Source organism: Cupriavidus sp. DF5525, from assembly GCF_040149425.2.
GTDB lineage: Bacteria > Pseudomonadota > Gammaproteobacteria > Burkholderiales > Burkholderiaceae > Cupriavidus > Cupriavidus pickettii_A.
The window spans coordinates 1,955,245-1,971,194 of sequence record NZ_CP168266.1; the positions used below are offsets into that span (position 1 = coordinate 1,955,245).

The 15,950-nt window shown below is 68.3% G+C and carries 12 protein-coding genes; 6 read left to right on the plus strand and 6 right to left on the minus strand.

Annotation, left to right across the window (positions count from 1 at the left end):
* The first annotated feature begins 4 nt into the window (after positions 1-4).
* Positions 5-1,159, plus strand: coding sequence for an ABC transporter permease (locus ABNX08_RS30170; RefSeq protein ID WP_022539451.1), 1,155 nt, complete (start codon positions 5-7; stop codon positions 1,157-1,159).
* Positions 1,160-1,170: 11 nt separating this feature from the next.
* Entirely contained in the window at positions 1,171-2,337 is a 1,167-nt protein-coding gene (locus ABNX08_RS30175) for an ABC transporter permease (RefSeq protein WP_022539452.1), read from the plus strand.
* A 194-nt stretch (positions 2,338-2,531) separates the two neighbouring features.
* Here the strand turns inward: ABNX08_RS30175 and ABNX08_RS30180 are convergent, their stop codons facing one another.
* Positions 2,532-3,923 carry an IS4 family transposase gene (locus ABNX08_RS30180; RefSeq protein ID WP_022539453.1) on the minus strand — a complete coding sequence of 464 codons (1,392 nt, stop codon included), beginning with the start codon at positions 3,921-3,923 and terminating at the stop codon, positions 2,532-2,534.
* A gap of 317 nt (positions 3,924-4,240) precedes the next feature.
* Here ABNX08_RS30180 and gltS point away from each other — a divergent pair, with 317 nt between their 5' ends.
* Positions 4,241-5,431 (plus strand): sodium/glutamate symporter, encoded by a 1,191-nt coding sequence (gltS, locus tag ABNX08_RS30185; protein ID WP_022539454.1) that lies wholly within the window; start codon positions 4,241-4,243, stop codon positions 5,429-5,431.
* A gap of 1 nt (position 5,432) precedes the next feature.
* Positions 5,433-6,977, plus strand: a complete 1,545-nt coding sequence (locus tag ABNX08_RS30190) for a TAXI family TRAP transporter solute-binding subunit (RefSeq protein ID WP_022539455.1) — start codon at positions 5,433-5,435, stop codon at positions 6,975-6,977.
* 12 nt (positions 6,978-6,989) lie between these two features.
* Here ABNX08_RS30190 and ABNX08_RS30195 read toward each other — a convergent pair whose 3' ends face one another.
* Positions 6,990-7,787, minus strand: coding sequence for a CDP-diacylglycerol diphosphatase (locus tag ABNX08_RS30195; RefSeq protein ID WP_022539456.1), 798 nt, complete (start codon positions 7,785-7,787; stop codon positions 6,990-6,992).
* Entirely contained in the window at positions 7,775-8,008 is a 234-nt protein-coding gene (locus ABNX08_RS30200; RefSeq protein WP_022539457.1) for a hypothetical protein, read from the minus strand. Before ABNX08_RS30200 ends, ABNX08_RS30195 begins: the two co-directional genes overlap by 13 nt.
* Before the next feature lie 186 nt (positions 8,009-8,194).
* On the opposite strand from ABNX08_RS30200, the gene ABNX08_RS30205 reads away from it, so the two are divergent.
* Positions 8,195-8,680 carry a DM13 domain-containing protein gene (locus ABNX08_RS30205; RefSeq protein WP_022539458.1) on the plus strand — a complete coding sequence of 162 codons (486 nt, stop codon included), beginning with the start codon at positions 8,195-8,197 and terminating at the stop codon, positions 8,678-8,680.
* 170 nt (positions 8,681-8,850) lie between these two features.
* On the opposite strand, the gene ABNX08_RS30210 is transcribed toward ABNX08_RS30205, so the two are convergent.
* Entirely contained in the window at positions 8,851-9,921 is a 1,071-nt protein-coding gene (locus ABNX08_RS30210; protein WP_022539459.1) for a porin, read from the minus strand.
* A 357-nt stretch (positions 9,922-10,278) separates the two neighbouring features.
* Here ABNX08_RS30210 and ABNX08_RS30215 point away from each other — a divergent pair, with 357 nt between their 5' ends.
* Positions 10,279-12,906: a penicillin-binding protein 1A gene (locus ABNX08_RS30215; protein WP_022539460.1), complete on the plus strand. Its 2,628-nt coding sequence runs from the start codon at positions 10,279-10,281 to the stop codon at positions 12,904-12,906.
* 42 nt (positions 12,907-12,948) lie between these two features.
* Here ABNX08_RS30215 and ABNX08_RS30220 read toward each other — a convergent pair whose 3' ends face one another.
* Positions 12,949-14,271 carry a DUF1501 domain-containing protein gene (locus ABNX08_RS30220; protein ID WP_022539461.1) on the minus strand — a complete coding sequence of 441 codons (1,323 nt, stop codon included), beginning with the start codon at positions 14,269-14,271 and terminating at the stop codon, positions 12,949-12,951.
* Between the two features lie 18 nt (positions 14,272-14,289).
* On the minus strand, positions 14,290-15,885 hold the full coding sequence (locus tag ABNX08_RS30225; protein ID WP_022539462.1) for a DUF1800 domain-containing protein: 1,596 nt from the start codon (positions 15,883-15,885) through the stop codon (positions 14,290-14,292).
* Positions 15,886-15,950 lie beyond the last annotated feature (65 nt).

The window sequence follows — 15,950 nt, forward strand, 5'->3', positions numbered from 1 at the left end:
GCTCATGTACGCGCTCAAGCTGATCGCCCGCAACGCGCTGCGCCACAAGCTGCGCACCGCGCTGACGGTGTTCGGGCTGGTGATCGCGGTGCTGGCGTTCGGGCTGCTGCAGACCGTGATCGACGCCTGGTATGCGGGCGCCTCGGCCGCGTCCAGCGCACGGCTGGTGACGCGCAACGCGATCTCGCTGGTGTTCCCGCTGCCGCTCAGCTATGAGAACCGCATCAAGGGCGTCGAAGGCGTGACCATGGTGGCGCGCTCCAACTGGTTCGGCGGCGTCTACCGCGATCCCAAGAATTTCTTCGCGCAGTTCGCGGTTTCGGACAACTACCTCGACCTCTATCCCGAGTTCATCGTGCCCGAGCAGCAGCGCGCAGACTACCGGCGCGACCGCAAGGGCGCGCTGGTCGGGCGCCAGCTGGCGGACCAGTTTGGCTTCAAGATCGGCGACGTGATCCCGATCAAGGGCACCATCTACCCCGGCACCTGGGAGTTCGTGGTGCGCGGCATCATGGACGGGCGCGACGAGAGCATCATCACGCGGCAGATGGTGTTCCACTGGGAGTACCTGAACGAGACCGTGCGCAAGCGCACCTCGCGCCAGGCCGACCAGGTCGGCGTCTTCGTGCTGGGTGTCGACAACCCTGACAACACCGCGGCGATCTCGCGCAATGTCGACGCCGTGTTCCGCAACTCGCTGGCCGAGACCCTGACCGAAACCGAGCAGGCCTTCCAGCTGGGCTTTGTCGCCATGTCCAACCAGATCATCGCTGCGATCCGCGTGGTCTCCTACGTGGTGATCCTGATCATCATGGCGGTGATGGCCAACGCCATGGCGATGAGCGCGCGCGAGCGCACCGTTGAGTACGCCACGCTCAAGGCGCTGGGCTTCGGGCCCGGCTTCCTGGCGATACTGGTGTTTGGCGAATCGCTGGCGATCTGCGTGGTCGGCGGCGCCCTCGGCATGCTGGCGACGCCACCGATGGCAACGGCCTTCAAGCAGGCGGTGGGCGGCGTGTTCCCGGTGTTCACGGTGTCGCCGCAAACCATGCAGCTGCAGGCGGCATGCGCGCTGGCGGTGGGAGTCTTTGCCGGCATCGTGCCCGCGGTCCAGGCCGCGCGCGTGCGCATCGTCGAAGGCCTGCGGGCCATCGGCTAGCGGAGGCGGCCGTGGCGATCCCCCTGACCTATATCGCGCGCAACCTGTGGGCCCGGCGCCTGACCACGGCGCTGACCGCGGGCGGGCTGGCGCTGGTGGTCTTTGTTTTCGCCACCATGCTGATGCTGGACGCGGGCCTGAAGAAGACGCTGGTCACCACCGGCGAGCAGAACAACGTGGTGGTGATCCGCAAGGGCGCCGAGACCGAGATCCAGAGCTCGGTCAATCGCGACCAGGCCAGCATCATGGAGATGCATCCTGCGGTGGCCATGAGCGGCACCGGCCAGCCGCTGGCCTCGCGCGAGGCGGTGGTGCTGATCTCGCTGACCAAGGCCAGTACCGGGCAACCCTCCAACGTGGTGATCCGCGGCATCTCGCCGCTGGGCATGGACCTGCGCCCGCAGGTGAAGCTGGTGGCGGGGCGCATGTTCCGGCCGGGCTCGGCCGAGATCATCGTCGGCAGCAGCATTGCCGGCGGCTTTGCCGGCGTGCAGATCGGCGAACACCTGCGCTTTGCCCAGCGCGACTGGACCGTGGTCGGCCACTTCGACGCCGGCGGCAGCGGCTTCGATTCCGAGATCTGGGGCGACGTGGACCAGCTGATGCAGTCGTTCCGGCGCAACGCGTATTCGTCGATGGTGGTGCGGCTGGCCGACACCGCGAAGTTCGAGCGCTTTCGCGCCGAAATCGACGTCGACCCGCGCCTGGCGGACGAGGCCAAGCGCGAGCAGACCTTCTACAGTGACCAGTCCAAGGCGTTGTCCAGCTTTATCAATATCCTGGGCTTCACGCTGTCCACCATCTTCTCGATCGCCGCGATGATCGGCGCGATGATCACCATGTACGCGTCGGTGGCCAACCGCGTGGCGGAGATCGGCACGCTGCGCGCGCTCGGCTTCAAGCGCGCCAATGTGCTGGTGGCCTTCCTGATCGAGGCCGCGCTGCTGGGGCTGGTGGGCGGCGTGGCGGGGCTCGCGTGCGCGGCGCTGATGCAGTTCGCGTCGTTCTCGACCACCAACTTCCAGACCTTCGCCGACCTGTCTTTCCGCTTCATCCTGACGCCGGTGATTGCGCTGCAGACGCTGGCGTTCTCGATGACGATGGGGCTGGTGGGCGGCTTCCTGCCGGCGGTGCGGGCGGCGAGGATGAATATCGTGGATGCGTTGCGGGCGCGGTAGTGAGTAGCCGATAAGCGGTCGCCTCCCGCCGGTGTGCTCCCCTCTCCCGCTTGCGGGAAAGGGGGCGGGGGAGAGGGCAGGCGCTGCAAGGAAAGTTATGCTCGGCAAAGCCGAAGGCTTCGCTTGACGTGGTTCCGTGCTAGCCCACCCCTCTCCCCCTGAGGGGCTTGCCTTTACCCACAACTTCCGGCGGCTTACTCGTTTTTCTGGAAGATCCGATACATTTCGGTGATTTCGTGCAAAACGAGGAAGCCGCGCCAGAGGACAGTAGCACCGGGGGGATCGTCGTTTTTGCAACCCAGGTAGCCACCGAGCTTGGCGACCCAAAGGACCGCGTCGCTGAGTTTGGGTGCCTGCTCTGGTGGCTTGGTTGTGCCGTGCGTGCGGCAGTACAAGGCCTGCCATTCGAGCGATTGCAGTAGCACCGAGCAAGGGATATCGGCTTCGAGCCGGCCCAGCATAGTTGCGTACAAGATGCGCCAGCCGATTACGGCGAACAGCGCCGTGGCCCGCAGGAACCGCTCCAGCGTCCCGAACTGCCGGGCTTCGATCTGGCAGCCACTTTTCAGGACACGATGCCAGGATTCAATGGTCCAGCGACGGGCGTACCAGCTCAGCCGTTCGAGCACATCTTCCAGCGTTTGGGTGGGCATTGAACTGAGCAACATCCATTCGAGCGGCTCAACGCCTTCGGGCGGGTCGAGTTCCAGCGCGTGAATGGCAAATACTTCGAGACTCGGTAGGGCCTCTGCACCGCGGCTGCGCGGCGGTCGCAGTTGGACGGGCACACAGCGCAAAGCCAGTCGGGCGCTACGCGCCTGCCTGGCGCCGCTCCTGGGCACGTGCAGTACGGTCTCCCCAAGTACAGGAGCCGCAGCAACCGTCTCCCACAGATACTTCTCTGGGTGGTCCACGCCCCGATTCCAGGCGGCCCGCACCAACCAGTCCACCCCCGCTGGGCGCGGCGCCAGGAACACGTCATACACATCGCCCTCGCGATCGCTGACGGCAACAAGGTGCGTGTCCGGACACTGCATCTTGAGCGGCTCAAGGCATTCCAGCCCCTCCAGCCACTTCACGCTTTCCTTGTCACGAATGGACAGCGCCCGGCGCTGCCTGGCCTTGCCCGATGCTTGCGGCGCACGCACCCACGTCTTCATGCTCAACACGCCCAGTGGCAGGCCCTCAGGCGTCACCGCCAGCACGCTGTGCAACATGAATCCGTGCAAATTGCCGCCCGTGCCGTGACCAAGTCCCTCAGTCGCGGGCAAATTTGCCAGATTGAATTCCGTGGTGTCCTGCACCGCCAATACGACAGGTACCTGCTGCATGCGACCCACGGTTTGAACGACGTGGCTCGCCAGTATTCCGTCCGGGTCGACCGCCTCATTATCAAAGAAGCGATATGCCGCCTTGAGTTGGGCACCACTCAAGGCCTGCGGGAACGAAACATGGGCTTTTTGCGCCAGTCCGCGCGCCAATGCCACAAGGCGCTGCGTGCGACGTGCATCGCCCAACTGAGCGCCACCGAATTCGTCGCTGGCCCAGTCTTCCAGATCTTCCGTATCAGGCAAAATTGCCACCACTGATTGTCAACTTCACCCGAAGTTAACACCGTCCAATCCGGTTTACAACCTTTCCTATCGAGATGTGGGTAAAGGCAAGCCCTGAGGGGAGAGGGAGAAGGCCCAGACAAGCTCGGGCGGCGTTGGAGCACCCAAAACCGTTGGCTTGGCCTTGCGGGGTGGGTCTAGGGGCCGCCAATCCTTTCCTTGCCTTCTTCCCCCCGCCCGACTACAACCCCTAGTGATGCATGCTACTCGCCAGGCATCGCTGGCGGCCAGTGCGCACCCGGCACGGCCAGCGGCGCTTCACCGCAGGACTATCAGCCAGGACGCCCCCGATGAATCTCGACCTGCTGGCCTCATTGCTGACCGCCGTCGTGGTGCTGCTGATCGGTACGCTGGTCAACCGGAGCGTCGGCGTACTGTCGCGCTACAACATCCCCGACCCCGTCACCGGCGGACTGCTGTTCGCGATCGTGGCGTCGCTGGCGCTGGCGACAACAGGTTTCCGCGTGGTCATCGACCCCGGCATGAAGCCGGTGCTGCTGCTGATGTTCTTCGGCGGCGTCGGGCTGGGCGCCGACCTGCGCATGCTCAAGCGCGGCGGCAAGGCGCTGGTCATCTTCCTGATCATCCTGCTGCCTTATATCCTGGTGCAGAACGTGGTGGGCGTGGCCATGGCGAAGACGCTGGACCTGCACCCGATCTTCGGGCTGGTGAGCGGCTCCATCACGCTGGTCGGCGGCCACGGCACCGGCGCCGCATATGCCGAGCGCTTTGCCGAGGTCAACAACCTGCAGGCGGTGATGGACCTGTCGATGACCGTGGCCACCATCGGCCTGATCGTCGGCGGCATCATCGGCGGCCCGGTGGCGCAGTACCTGATCTCGCGCTACAAGCTGCGCTCGACCGCGCGCGAGGCCGGCGACACCGAGGAAGAAGCCGCCGCCATCTCGCCCATCACCACCGTCGGCGCGCTGGCGGCGCTGGCCGGCATGCTGGCCGCGGTGATCGGCGGGCGCTGGATCGCCGCGCAGATGCCCGCCGGCCCCATCACCATCCCGGGCTTCCTGTGGTGCATGATGCTCGGCATCGCCATCCGCAACCTGCTGCCCTTTATCGGGCTGCGCTTTGACGACCGCGCCACCGACCTGATCACCAATGTCTGCCTGTCGCTGTTCCTGGTGATGACCATGATGGCGCTGGACCTGGCCGAGGTGGCACTGTCCGCCGGGCCCTTCCTGCTGATCATCGCCATGCAGGTGGTGTTCATCATCCTCTACGTGGTGCTGGTGTGCTTCCGCTTCATGGGGCGCGACTACGAGGCGGCGGTGACCTCGGCCGCCTTTATCGGCTTCAACATGGGCTCGACCGCCACCGCCATGGCCAATATGCGCGCCATCACCTCCCGCTACGGGCCGGCGCCCACCAGCTACCTGATCACGCCGCTGGCCGGCGCGTTCTTCGTCGACCTGATGAATGCGTTCGTGCTGACCATGATGCTGGCGTTGCCGCTGATCGGAGGCTGACATGCGCCGCGCCTTCTTTGCCATCCTGTTCGCGCTGCTGGCTACGGCCTGGCTGGCAGGCTGCGGCGGCGGGCCGCCCGCCGAAGGCATCCGTACCGGCCTGAACGAGCGCCTGGCACAGGCGTTGCCGCCGGGCACGGTGGAGTTGGTCGGCATCGACCGGCGCGGTTCGCAGTCCGACACCAAGGCGCCGGCCGGCGAGACGCGCCGGGTGGTGTATTTCGATGCGGAGCTGAAGCTGCTGCGCGACTACGACTTCGGCGCCTGGGATTCGCCCGGCGTGGCGGGGCTGGTGTCCGCGCTCGGCTCAGGCCCGCGCGGCATCACCGGCATCACCAGCGGCGGCAACAAGGCGGGCGACATCATCCGCGCGCACGGCACCGCGCTGTACAAGCGCGAAGGGGAACGCTGGGTCAGCGTGCTGCCGGCCGGCTACCGCCCGGCCGAAGCCCCCGCCGTCGCCACCAATGCGCCGAGCGGCCCCGCAGCCATCCTCGACGCAATGCGCAAGGTGATCGAGTCCGTGCAGAAAGACGCCTCGCCGGCACAGCGCGCGATCATCGAGCAGGAGCTGACCACCGCGCACGCCAATATCCGCGCCCGGCTGGCGCGCGCCAACGAAGGCTATGCCATCGCCGCCGGCGCCGAACACGGCCAGTACCTGCGCTTTGCGCAGGCGCTGGTGGACGGTGTCAAGGTGCGCGCGATCCCGCTGGTGACGCGCGGCGGCGAGGAAAACCTGCGGCTGCTGCGTGCCGGCAAGGTCTCGGTGGCGCTGGCGCAGGCCGATGCCGCGCTGGAGGCCTACGAGGGCAAGGGCGTGTTCGCCGGCGACGGCCCGCATGCGTCGCTGCGCGCCGTGGGCAGCCTGTACCCGGAACCGGTCCATGTGCTGGTCCGGGGCGCCGATCCGGCCAGGTCGGTCTCCGACCTGCGCGGCAAGCGCATCGCCGTGGGCGAGCGCGGCTCCGCATCGCGCGTCACCGTGCTGCGCGTGCTGGCCGCGCATGGCCTGACAGACAAGGACTTCAAGGCCGAGGAGGTCGGGCTGGGCCCGGCGCTGGTGGCGCTGCGCCAGAACCAGGTCGACGCCGTGATGCAGGTGATCGGCGTGCCGTCCGACAGTATCCGCGAGGCCATCGGCGAAATGCCGCTGCGGCTGCTGCCGCTGGATGAGCGCGCGATCGCCGCGATGGTGGCGCAGAAGGCGGGGTATTTCCGCGCCACCATCGCGCCAGGCACCTATCCCGGCCTGCACGAGCCGGTGCGCAGCCTGGCCACGGCCGCCATCCTGGTAACCGGGCCGGACCTGTCGGATACCGAGGTGGCCGAACTCACCCGGCTGGTCTATGCGCACGGCCGCGACTTTGTCGCGCGCGGCAGCGCCCAGGGCGGGCAGATCAGCGTGGCCACCTCCCGCGAGGGGCTGGTGATCCCGCAGCACCTGGCGGCGGCAAAGGTGCTGGATGGGATGGCCCGCGGCGGTGCGGCTGCGCCGGCCACGCCGCCTGCTCCACCGCCGGCCTCGGGTGCGCGGGCGCGGTGACCCGCGGCACGCTCACGCCGCCGCGGCCAGTTCCTGCGCCAACCGGCAGCGCCGGTCCAGGAAATCGCTCGCATGCCCGTTGCTGCCGGCTGTCTTGTCGACCGGCTGGTCGACCACGACAAACCCCGTCCGGCCCTGCCGGTCACGCACATAGGTGACAAAGATGCCGCGGTCGGGCGGCGGCGCCGCGGCGCCGTCATTGGCCCCGTTGCGCACCAGCAGGAACGGATCGACCGTCAGCACAGGCGTGCTGGCCGGTACAAACTTCGCGCGTACCGGCTTGCCGTCGTGGCGCAGCGCGGTCCAGCCCGTGCCGATCGCGCCGCTGCCGCCATTGACGAGCGCCCGCGCAGCCGCGCTGATGCAATCGAGGTGGATGTGCAACTGGTCCTGGCTGCGCGAACTGCGGGAATTGATCGCCAGGCCCAGCATGTCGTCAGGCACCGCCTTGCCGAGCGCCTGGCCGACGATGCCGCGCGCCTCCCAGCCGAAGGCCCACGGGTTGGCGCCCGCGCCGTCCCACGCCTTGCCGTCTTCCACGCCGGTCACCGGGTGTGCCGGGATCACCAGGTAGTGCGACACGCCAATGGCGTCCTTGTACAGCACCAGCCCGCGCGACCGGTCCACCTGGGCGCAGTCCGGATGCGATGCCGGGGCGCTGGCCAGGCAACGCTGCTGCACGTTGCGCCACAAGCCGTCGCGCCCGCCCGACAGCGTGCCGATCACGCCCTCGGCGGTACAGCCCGGCAAGGCCAGGGCCGCCGCGAGCCACCACCACAACTGCATGCCGCGCAGCCTCAGCGCCGGCATGTCACTCCGTAGAAGGTGCCCGCGCGCGGGTTGGATACCACATAGGCGTTGCGCTGCGCCCAGAACTGCGCGGTGCGGAAGGCCTCGGCCTCACGCTCGCTCCATGCCGTCGCCAGCAACGGCGCGGCTTCAGCGTCGGTGGTCGGGTAGACGCGCGCCTGGTAGCGGGCGGTTTGCAGCTCGCCGGTGCGGATGGTGCGGATCGTGACGTGGAGCGGCATAGGCATCGTCTCGTCGTGGAGATTCTGAAATCTTATCCACAGTCGTGTGTTGGTTTGATGACCGACTGTACAGGTTCGCGGCCTCGGCCGCCCTCCCATCATCCCACCATTCCCTCGGGACGAGGCTGCCGGGCAACAATGAATTGACGGACAATCTGCAGCAATCTTGAACGCCGGGAGACAGCGATGCGGGCGCCAACCTATCGAAAGGTACTGATTCTCGTGTTTTCGCACCTGGCCGCACTGGCGGCCGGCTTCGCGGCCGGCATCTACGTGCTGCCGATCCTGACGGCACAGGCCGGCGCCAGCCCGGAACAAGTGCAGAAAGTGTCACAGCAGGCCCGCTATTCTGGCACCTTCCGCAAGGACCTGGCCGGCAGCGACGCCTTCCATTGGGCCAGCGGGCGCCTCCATGTCTCGCCGCAGGCCATCGCCTTCGAAGGCGAGGTGGCACCCGGGCCGGACTACCGCATCTACCTTGCGCCGGAATTCGTCGACACCGAGGCTGCTTTCCTCAGCCTGAAAGAGCGAGCGCTGCAGGTGGCAGAACTGAAGACCTTCGGCAACTTTACCGCGACGCTGCCCGCCGGCGTGGATCCGTCGCAATACAAGGCGGTAGTGATCTGGTGCGAGCGCTTCGGGCAGTTCATCAGCGCGGCGGCGTACCGGTAAGCGAAGCGGCAATGACCCCTCGCCAGGGCGGGAAGGAAAGGGAAAAAAGGACCGATCGAGGAACCGGCCCAACGAATCCCGCAATGCAAACCGCAGGCGTCGATATGAACATCACGCGCCCGCCCGTGCGCGTGTCGAGAACGTGCCGGGCGGGCGTCGGGCGGCTACGATCAGAAGCGGTGGCGCAGGCCGATGGTGGCGCCGGTCTGGTTCTCGCCGGCGACCACGGTGCCAACGCCGTTCAGGCCCAGCGCGGAGCCGGACTTGTTCTTGGCGTAGCCCACGTTCAGGTACACGTCGGTGCGCTTGGACAGCGAGTAATCGGCCGACAACACGAACATCCACGGATCCGCATCGCTGTTGCGCGTGTCGGTGTAGTACGCGGCGCCGGTCAGCTGGAACGCGGGCGTGAAGCGATACTGCGCGCCGGCCCAGTAGACGTTGCTGCGGGTGCTGGCGGCGGTGGCGCTGGAAACGCCGTCGTCGAGCAGCCAGCGGTAGCCGGCGAACACCTTGGCGTCGCCGAAGGCATAGGCGGTGCCCACCGCGGCGCGCTTGGCGGCGCGGTCCTGCAGCGCCACGGTGGCGCCCTGGAACTGGTCATAGGCGGCGCCGACCGAGAAGCCGCCGGCGGCATACGACAGCCCGCCGCCGAAACTCTTCGCGACCTTGAATTCGCCCGGCACTTCGCCGTTGTTGTCGCGGCCGAAGCTGTAGAACGCGGTGGCGGTCAGGCCGCCGAACTTGCCGGTGTACTTGATGGCGTTGTCGGCGCGGCCGTTGAAGGCCGAATCAACGCTGTTGAGCGAGTAGCGCGGGCCCACGCCCATCGGGTCGAAGGCGCCGAACAGGTCGTACAGCGCGTTCTGCTGGCGGCCCAGCGTGACGGCGCCGAAGCCGTTCTGCAGGCCGACGTAGGCCTGGCGGCCGAACAGGCGGTTGCCCTGGGCTGAGGTGCCGGTGTCGATGTCGAAGCCGCTCTCCAGCACGAAGATACCCTTCAGACCGCCGCCCAGGTCTTCGGTGCCGCGCAGGCCCCAGCGCGAACCGGACAGGTTGCCCGAGTTCATGCGCACGGCCGTACCCTCGGCGCCATTGCTGCCCGGCATGTTGTTAATCACTTCGACGCCGGCATCCACGATGCCATACAGCGTCACGTTCGACGCGGTCTGGGCCGACGCCACCCCGGATGCCGCCGAAGCGGCCACTGCTGCCGTCATTGCAAGGAGAGCTTTCTTCACTGTAGTTTCTCTGTATTCTGTTTGATTCATGACACTGCGCCGGACCCGTCCCGAGCCAGACCCGGCCAACCTGCTTAATCCGCTTATTCCGCTTATTCCGCTCAACTTGCTTAAAGCGACTAACCCGATCAACCCGGCAACGGCGCATCGTCCGCACGAGTGGCGGCCTGCGCATTGTGCTGGCGCAATATGAAAGCCTTGTGACGCATGCTTGGCAGCAAGATGTGCCGCATAGCTCTCGGATGGGGGTTTTCCCTGTGAGCAACGGGAACGATTTGGTAGGATGCAGGCTTTTCCGACGACGGTAATGCCAGTGCCCCGTGCCGCCATGTGCCTTTGCCTCGACAGCTTCGCGTCATGAGGCTGGCAGAGATCAAGACCCGGCTTGCCCCGCGGCTTGCCTCAATGCAGGCCTTGCTGCCTGCCTCCCTGAAGCAACGGCTGTCCTCTCTGGGCGCGCGCACCGCGCGCCTCGGGCTGACGCAGCCCGGTTCGCTGCGCCCGACCCGGCGCGGCGTGCTGGTGGGCGTGGCCGCCATCCCGGCGGCCCTCTTGCTCTATGTCCTTATCCTGGTCCCGTTCACGCCCGGCATCAGCGACATCCGCAAGGCCAAGTCCGAGCAGCCAGCGCAAGTCCTGTCCGCCGACGGCAAGGAGCTGGCCGTCTTCAAGTGGGCCAACCGCGACTGGGTGCCGCTGGCGCAGATCTCGCCCAATGTGTTGGCCGCGCTGATCTCCACCGAAGACCATCGCTTCTACCAGCACCACGGGCTGGACTGGCGCCGCATCGCCTCGGCCGCGGTGCATACCTTCACCGGCGACCGCCAGGGCGGCTCGACCATCACGCAGCAGCTCGCGCGCAACCTCTATCCCGATGAGATCGGGCGCGCGCCCACGCTGACGCGCAAGCTCAAGGAAGCGATCACCGCGCTGAAGATCGAGGCGCTCTATACCAAGGACGAGATCCTCGAGACCTATCTCAATACGGTGCCGTTCCTGTACAACGCGTTCGGCATCGAGATGGCCGCGCGCACGTACTTCGACAAGCCGGCCCGGTCGCTCGACGTGCTGCAGAGCGCCACCCTGATCGGCATGCTCAAGGGCAACAGCTACTACAACCCGGTGCTCAACCCCGAGCGCGCGCTGGACCGGCGCAATACCGTGCTGGGCCAGATGGTCAAGCGCGGCAAGCTCGATGCGGCCCGCTATGAACAGTTGAAGAAGCGCCCGCTGCGCATCGACTTCGAACGCCAGACCGAGCCGCCCGGCCCCGCGCCGCATTTCGCGCAGCAGCTGCGCAAGTGGCTGATCGGCTGGGCCGACCGCAACGGCTACGACATCTACGCCGACGGGCTGGTGGTGCGCACCACCATCGACGCACGGCTGCAGGCCATGGCCACGCAGGCCGTGGTGCAGCAGGGCAACCGGCTGCAGGCGGTCGCCAACGCGGCGTGGGCGCCGCGCGCGGGCTGGGCCGCCGACAAGGCGCTGGTGCAGGCCTTCGTGCGCGAAACACCGGAATACCGCGCCGCCACCGCCGCCGGGACCCCGCCTGAAGAGGTCATGAAGCACCTGCTCGCCGACGGCGCCTTCATGCGCGCGCTGCACCAGCAGAAGACGCGCATCCAGGCCGGCTTTATCGCCATCGACCCGCGCAACGGCGAGATCCGCGCCTGGGTTGGCAGCCGCGACTACACCCAGGACGCGTTCGACCACGTGCAGCAGGCGCGCCGCCAGCCGGGCTCGACCTTCAAGCCCTTTGTCTACGGCGCGGCCTTCGAAGAAGGCAAGTCGCCCGACGACACCCTGATGGACCAGCCGGTCGAGATCGAGCTGGCCGGCGGCGAAATCTGGCGCCCCACCGACGAGGGCCGTCCCACCGGCCGCGCCATGACGCTGCGCGACGGCCTGGTCTATTCGCGCAACACCATCACCGCGCAGCTGATGCAGCAGGTCGGGCCGGACCGCGTGGCGCGGCTCGCGCGCGAGATGGGCGTGCGCGAGAGCCAGCTCGACGTGGTGCCGTCGCTGGCGCTGGGCACCAGCCCGGTCACGCTCAAGGAGATGGTGGCCGCCTACGGCACCATCGCCAACGCCGGCGACTACATCGCGCCAACCATGGTGACGCGCATCGAAGACCGCAACGGCAACGTGCTGCAGACCTTCCGCCAGGCGCGCGCCGAACACGCGCTGCCCGCGGCCACCACGCAGACCCTGCTCGACGTGATGCGCGACGTGATCGACCGCGGCACCGGCGCCAGCATCCGTTCGCGCTTCGGCATCCGCGCCGACGTCGCCGGCAAGACCGGCACCACGCAGGACAACGCCGACGGCTGGTTCATCCTGATGCATCCGGAGCTGGTGGCAGGGGCCTGGGTCGGCTTCAACGACAGCCGCGTCACGCTGCGCAGCGACTACTGGGGCCAGGGCGCGCACAGCGCGCTGCCGATGGTGGGCGACTTCTACCAGCGCGCGCTGCGCGCCCGCATCGTCGACGGCCGCGCCCGCTTTGCCGAGCACGAGGAAACCAGCCTGCTTGCGTCGCTGGGCACGCAGGTGCGTGGCTGGTTCAGCCAGCTGTTCAGCCGCGACAAGCCGGCCGAAGCGCCGGCCCCGCGCCCGGCGCCGCGCCGGCAGGCGTTGCCGGCGCAGGAGGCTGAGGTTGCGCCGCCGGCGAGCGCGCCGGCGACTGCTTCGGCGCCAGGCGCGGAGATGAGCCCGGAGGAGTCCAGCCTGGCGCTGGACCGGGGGGAATCGGTGATCGCGGTGCCGCCGGGCGTGAGCGCCGGCAGTGCGCCCGCTGCGCCGATATCGCCGGCGGAACAACCGGCTCCTGCCGCGCCCGCCTATCCGGCTGCTCCGGTCAATCCGCCCGCTCCGGCCGCGCCGCCTGCGCCCGCCCCGCAGCCATCGGCACCCTCGTCTGCCGCACCGGTCTACCCCGTCGCGCCGGCAACCATCACCTCCGGGAACGGCAGCTACTGAGCACCGGCCACGGCCAGCCGCGCGGGCCGCTGCACCAGGCCGCTACACCAGCCCGATATCCCGTGCCCGCACGCCGGGAAACACCTGCGCCAGCCGCGCATCATCCAGCCCGTAGAGCCTGCGGAACACGCCGCCCAGCAAGGCGCGATATTCATTGCGCACCGGCCAGTCCCGGTTCTGGTTCAGCGTAGCCTGCTCCACCGCCACCTGCTCGCCCGCAATACGACCGCCGCGCACCGCGCCGCCGGTGACCCAGTACACCGTGCCATGCCCATGGTCCGTGCCGCGCGTGCCGTTCTCGCGGAAGGTGCGGCCGAACTCTGACAGCACCACCACCGTCGTCTTGTTCCACGCTGGGCCCATCTCCGCCCCAAAGGCCGACAGGCCGCGGCCAAGGTTGTCGAGCAGGCCGGCAAGCTGTCCCTGCGCGCCGCCCTGGTTGACGTGGGTATCCCAACCGCCCACGTCGATAAAGCCCAGGTTGAAGCGCTCACGCATCAGCCCCGCCATGCGGCGCGCCTCGACCTCGAAGCCGCGCGCACTGAGCGAGCGGCGGTTGGCGGCCTGCATTTCCTGCTGGCGCGACGCCATCGTGCCGGGATCGCCACCTGACATGGCGGGTTGCGCAGACCGGGCCTGGCGCGCGACCGTCTCGCGCAGCTCGAAGCCTTCATCGATCAGCGACTCGAAGCGCGTGCCTTGGTACATCTGCGCCAGCAGCTTCGACTGGCGCGCATCGAACGGCGTGCGGCCGCTGCCCTTGAGCGAGACATTGGGCACGTCGCGCGGGCCAGACAGCACCACCGGCAGGCCATCGGTGAACGCCACCGGTGCGGCCTGGCCGCCCATCGCCTGTGCCAGCCGGTTGAGGAAGCCGCTGCCGCGCAGGGACGCCACGTCCTTGCGATCCTCGCCCTCGCCCGGCAGTCCTGCCTCGATGCCGTCCTGGGTCTCGAAGTGGCTGCGCGACAGGTCGTGCGTGCCGGCGAACGGCACGAAGGCGAGCTGGCCGCGCTGCCACAGCGGCAGCATGGTCGGGGCCAGCGCCGGGTGCAGCGCCCAGTCGCCAATGCCGCGCGCGGCGCTGTCGGCGGCAAAGGCGGGCGCCAGTGCCACGGCCGCGTTGGGGTCGGCGTCCGCGCCTGTCACCGGTTTCCGGATGGCAATGTTGGGCCGGGATGCATAGTAAAACTCGCTGCCGGCCGGCACCAGCACGCTGGCGGCGTCATAGCCGCCGCGCAGAAATACCAGCAGGAAGCGCGCATCGGCCTGCGCCGGCAGCGCATAGACCCGCGAGGCGATGGCGGGCAGCGCCAGCCCGAGCGTGGCGGCGCCCATCGTCTTCAGCCATTGTCGGCGTTGCATGGTTCGCTCCTTTGTCCCTCAGCGCTGCATCCATTCCGGCGAGCCGAGCAGCACGGTGTTCCATTCGGCCTGCGATTCGGCCTGTGCCAGCGCGGCGCGCGTGGCGGGGCCGAGCGTGGCTTCGATGGTGTCGTAGTACAGCTTGTTGCCGATCATCGGGAAGCGCGCGCCGCGCGGCTTGCCCGCATCGCCGGCGAAGAGACCAGCCGGCCCCGAGCCGATCGCACGCGCGATCTCGAAGCGCCGCACCATCTGCCCCGAGCTGGCCCACGCGCTCTCCGCCGACGGATAGCCGTCAGGCGTGACGTGGCCGTACAGCGGCTCGCCGAGCTGGTTCAGCCAGTTCAGCACCGGGCGCAGGTTGGTAACGGGGCGGCCGTCATAGGCGAGGCGCATCGACGACACCACGTAGACCATCGGGTCCTTGAACTTGCGCGCGGGCGAGGCCAGCAGCCGGTCCAGCTCAGGCGCCAGGAACAGCGTACGCAGCACCTGCGCGATATCGCCGTCGCTGCGCGTGAACGTCTGCGCCATGCGCTCGACCAGTGCCGGCGGCGGGTTGTCGGCGATAAAGTAGGTGGCCAGCTTGGCGCTGATAAAGCGCGCCGTGGCCGGCTCGCGCGCCAGGATCGACACGGCGCGCTCCACCTCGGCGAAGCCGGCGGGCTCGATGCGCTGGCCCAGCAGCGTCTTCACGCCGAAGTCATGCCGGCCCGGATGGAACTCGAACACGCCTTCGCTGCGATACAGCGCCGCGCGCGCCGGGGCCAGCCGCGGCGGTGGCGTGCCGCGCAGGTTGACGCCCACGCCAGTCAGCACGCGCGCCAGCTCCTGCACGTCCTGCTGAGTGTAGCGTGACCCGCTGGGGCCGCCCGATACGCCCAGCGTATGCAGTTCCATCAGCTCGCGCGCGTAGTTCTCGTTGATGCGGTTGGCGCTGCTCTGGGCGTTGTCCAGGTAGAGCAGCATCGCCGGCGCGGTGACGGTGGCCATCAGCAGGTCGCGGAAGCGGCCCAGCGCGTGCGGGCGGATCGCGCGTTCCTCGTAGTCGGGCAGCAGCAGCCGCACCTGGCCCTTGCCCGCGTAGACGTTGAAATGGTTCATCCAGAACCACGTCATCTGCTCGCGCAGCTGCGCCGGCGAATACAGCGCGCGCAGCAGGTGGCGCCGCGCGGTATCGGCCACCAGCTCGCGGCCCTGCGCGTTCAGTGCCTGGCGGGCTTGTTGTTTGCTGTCGTCGGGCAGCGCGTCGATGCGCTCGCGGGCCTCGCGCGCAGCCTTGAGTTGCGCGGCGGCATCGGCCTGCAGGCCGGGCAGTGCGGCAATGGCCGTTGCCAGTTCCGGCGGATCGGCCAGCGGCAGTGCCAGTTGCCGGTCGAGATAACCCTTGCGGCCGAGCTGGCGCAGTTCGGCCAGGCTGGTCTGGTCGGCGCCGTAGGTGACGGTGTTGAGCCAGTGCAGGTCCGCGGTGCTGTCGGTGGCACCGGCCGGCAGCTGCGCGCAGGCGCCCAGGCACGCGGCCAGGGCCAGCGCCGCGGCGGCGCGCCAGGCCGCGTACCTCGCATCCAGCCAGCCGGCCGTGCCGGGTTGTTTCGCATGCTGCACTGCATCCATGCCCGCTCCTTCGCTGTATCGCCTATGACGATGTTACGTGGCAAGCGCGTTTCCGTTGACCCGTA

What these genes read in the sequence shown, in the direction of transcription:
- ABNX08_RS30170 (WP_022539451.1), top strand. Translation starts at nt 5, where the DNA reads ATGTACGCGCTCAAGCTGATCGCCCGCAACGCGCTGCGCCACAAGCTG.
- gltS (WP_022539454.1), top strand. Translation starts at nt 4,241, where the DNA reads ATGAATCTCGACCTGCTGGCCTCATTGCTGACCGCCGTCGTGGTGCTG.
- ABNX08_RS30190 (WP_022539455.1), top strand. Translation starts at nt 5,433, where the DNA reads ATGCGCCGCGCCTTCTTTGCCATCCTGTTCGCGCTGCTGGCTACGGCC.
- ABNX08_RS30195 (WP_022539456.1), bottom strand. Translation starts at nt 7,787, where the DNA reads ATGCCGGCGCTGAGGCTGCGCGGCATGCAGTTGTGGTGGTGGCTCGCG.
- ABNX08_RS30200 (WP_022539457.1), bottom strand. Translation starts at nt 8,008, where the DNA reads ATGCCGCTCCACGTCACGATCCGCACCATCCGCACCGGCGAGCTGCAA.
- ABNX08_RS30205 (WP_022539458.1), top strand. Translation starts at nt 8,195, where the DNA reads ATGCGGGCGCCAACCTATCGAAAGGTACTGATTCTCGTGTTTTCGCAC.
- ABNX08_RS30215 (WP_022539460.1), top strand. Translation starts at nt 10,279, where the DNA reads ATGAGGCTGGCAGAGATCAAGACCCGGCTTGCCCCGCGGCTTGCCTCA.
- ABNX08_RS30220 (WP_022539461.1), bottom strand. Translation starts at nt 14,271, where the DNA reads ATGCAACGCCGACAATGGCTGAAGACGATGGGCGCCGCCACGCTCGGG.
- ABNX08_RS30225 (WP_022539462.1), bottom strand. Translation starts at nt 15,885, where the DNA reads ATGGATGCAGTGCAGCATGCGAAACAACCCGGCACGGCCGGCTGGCTG.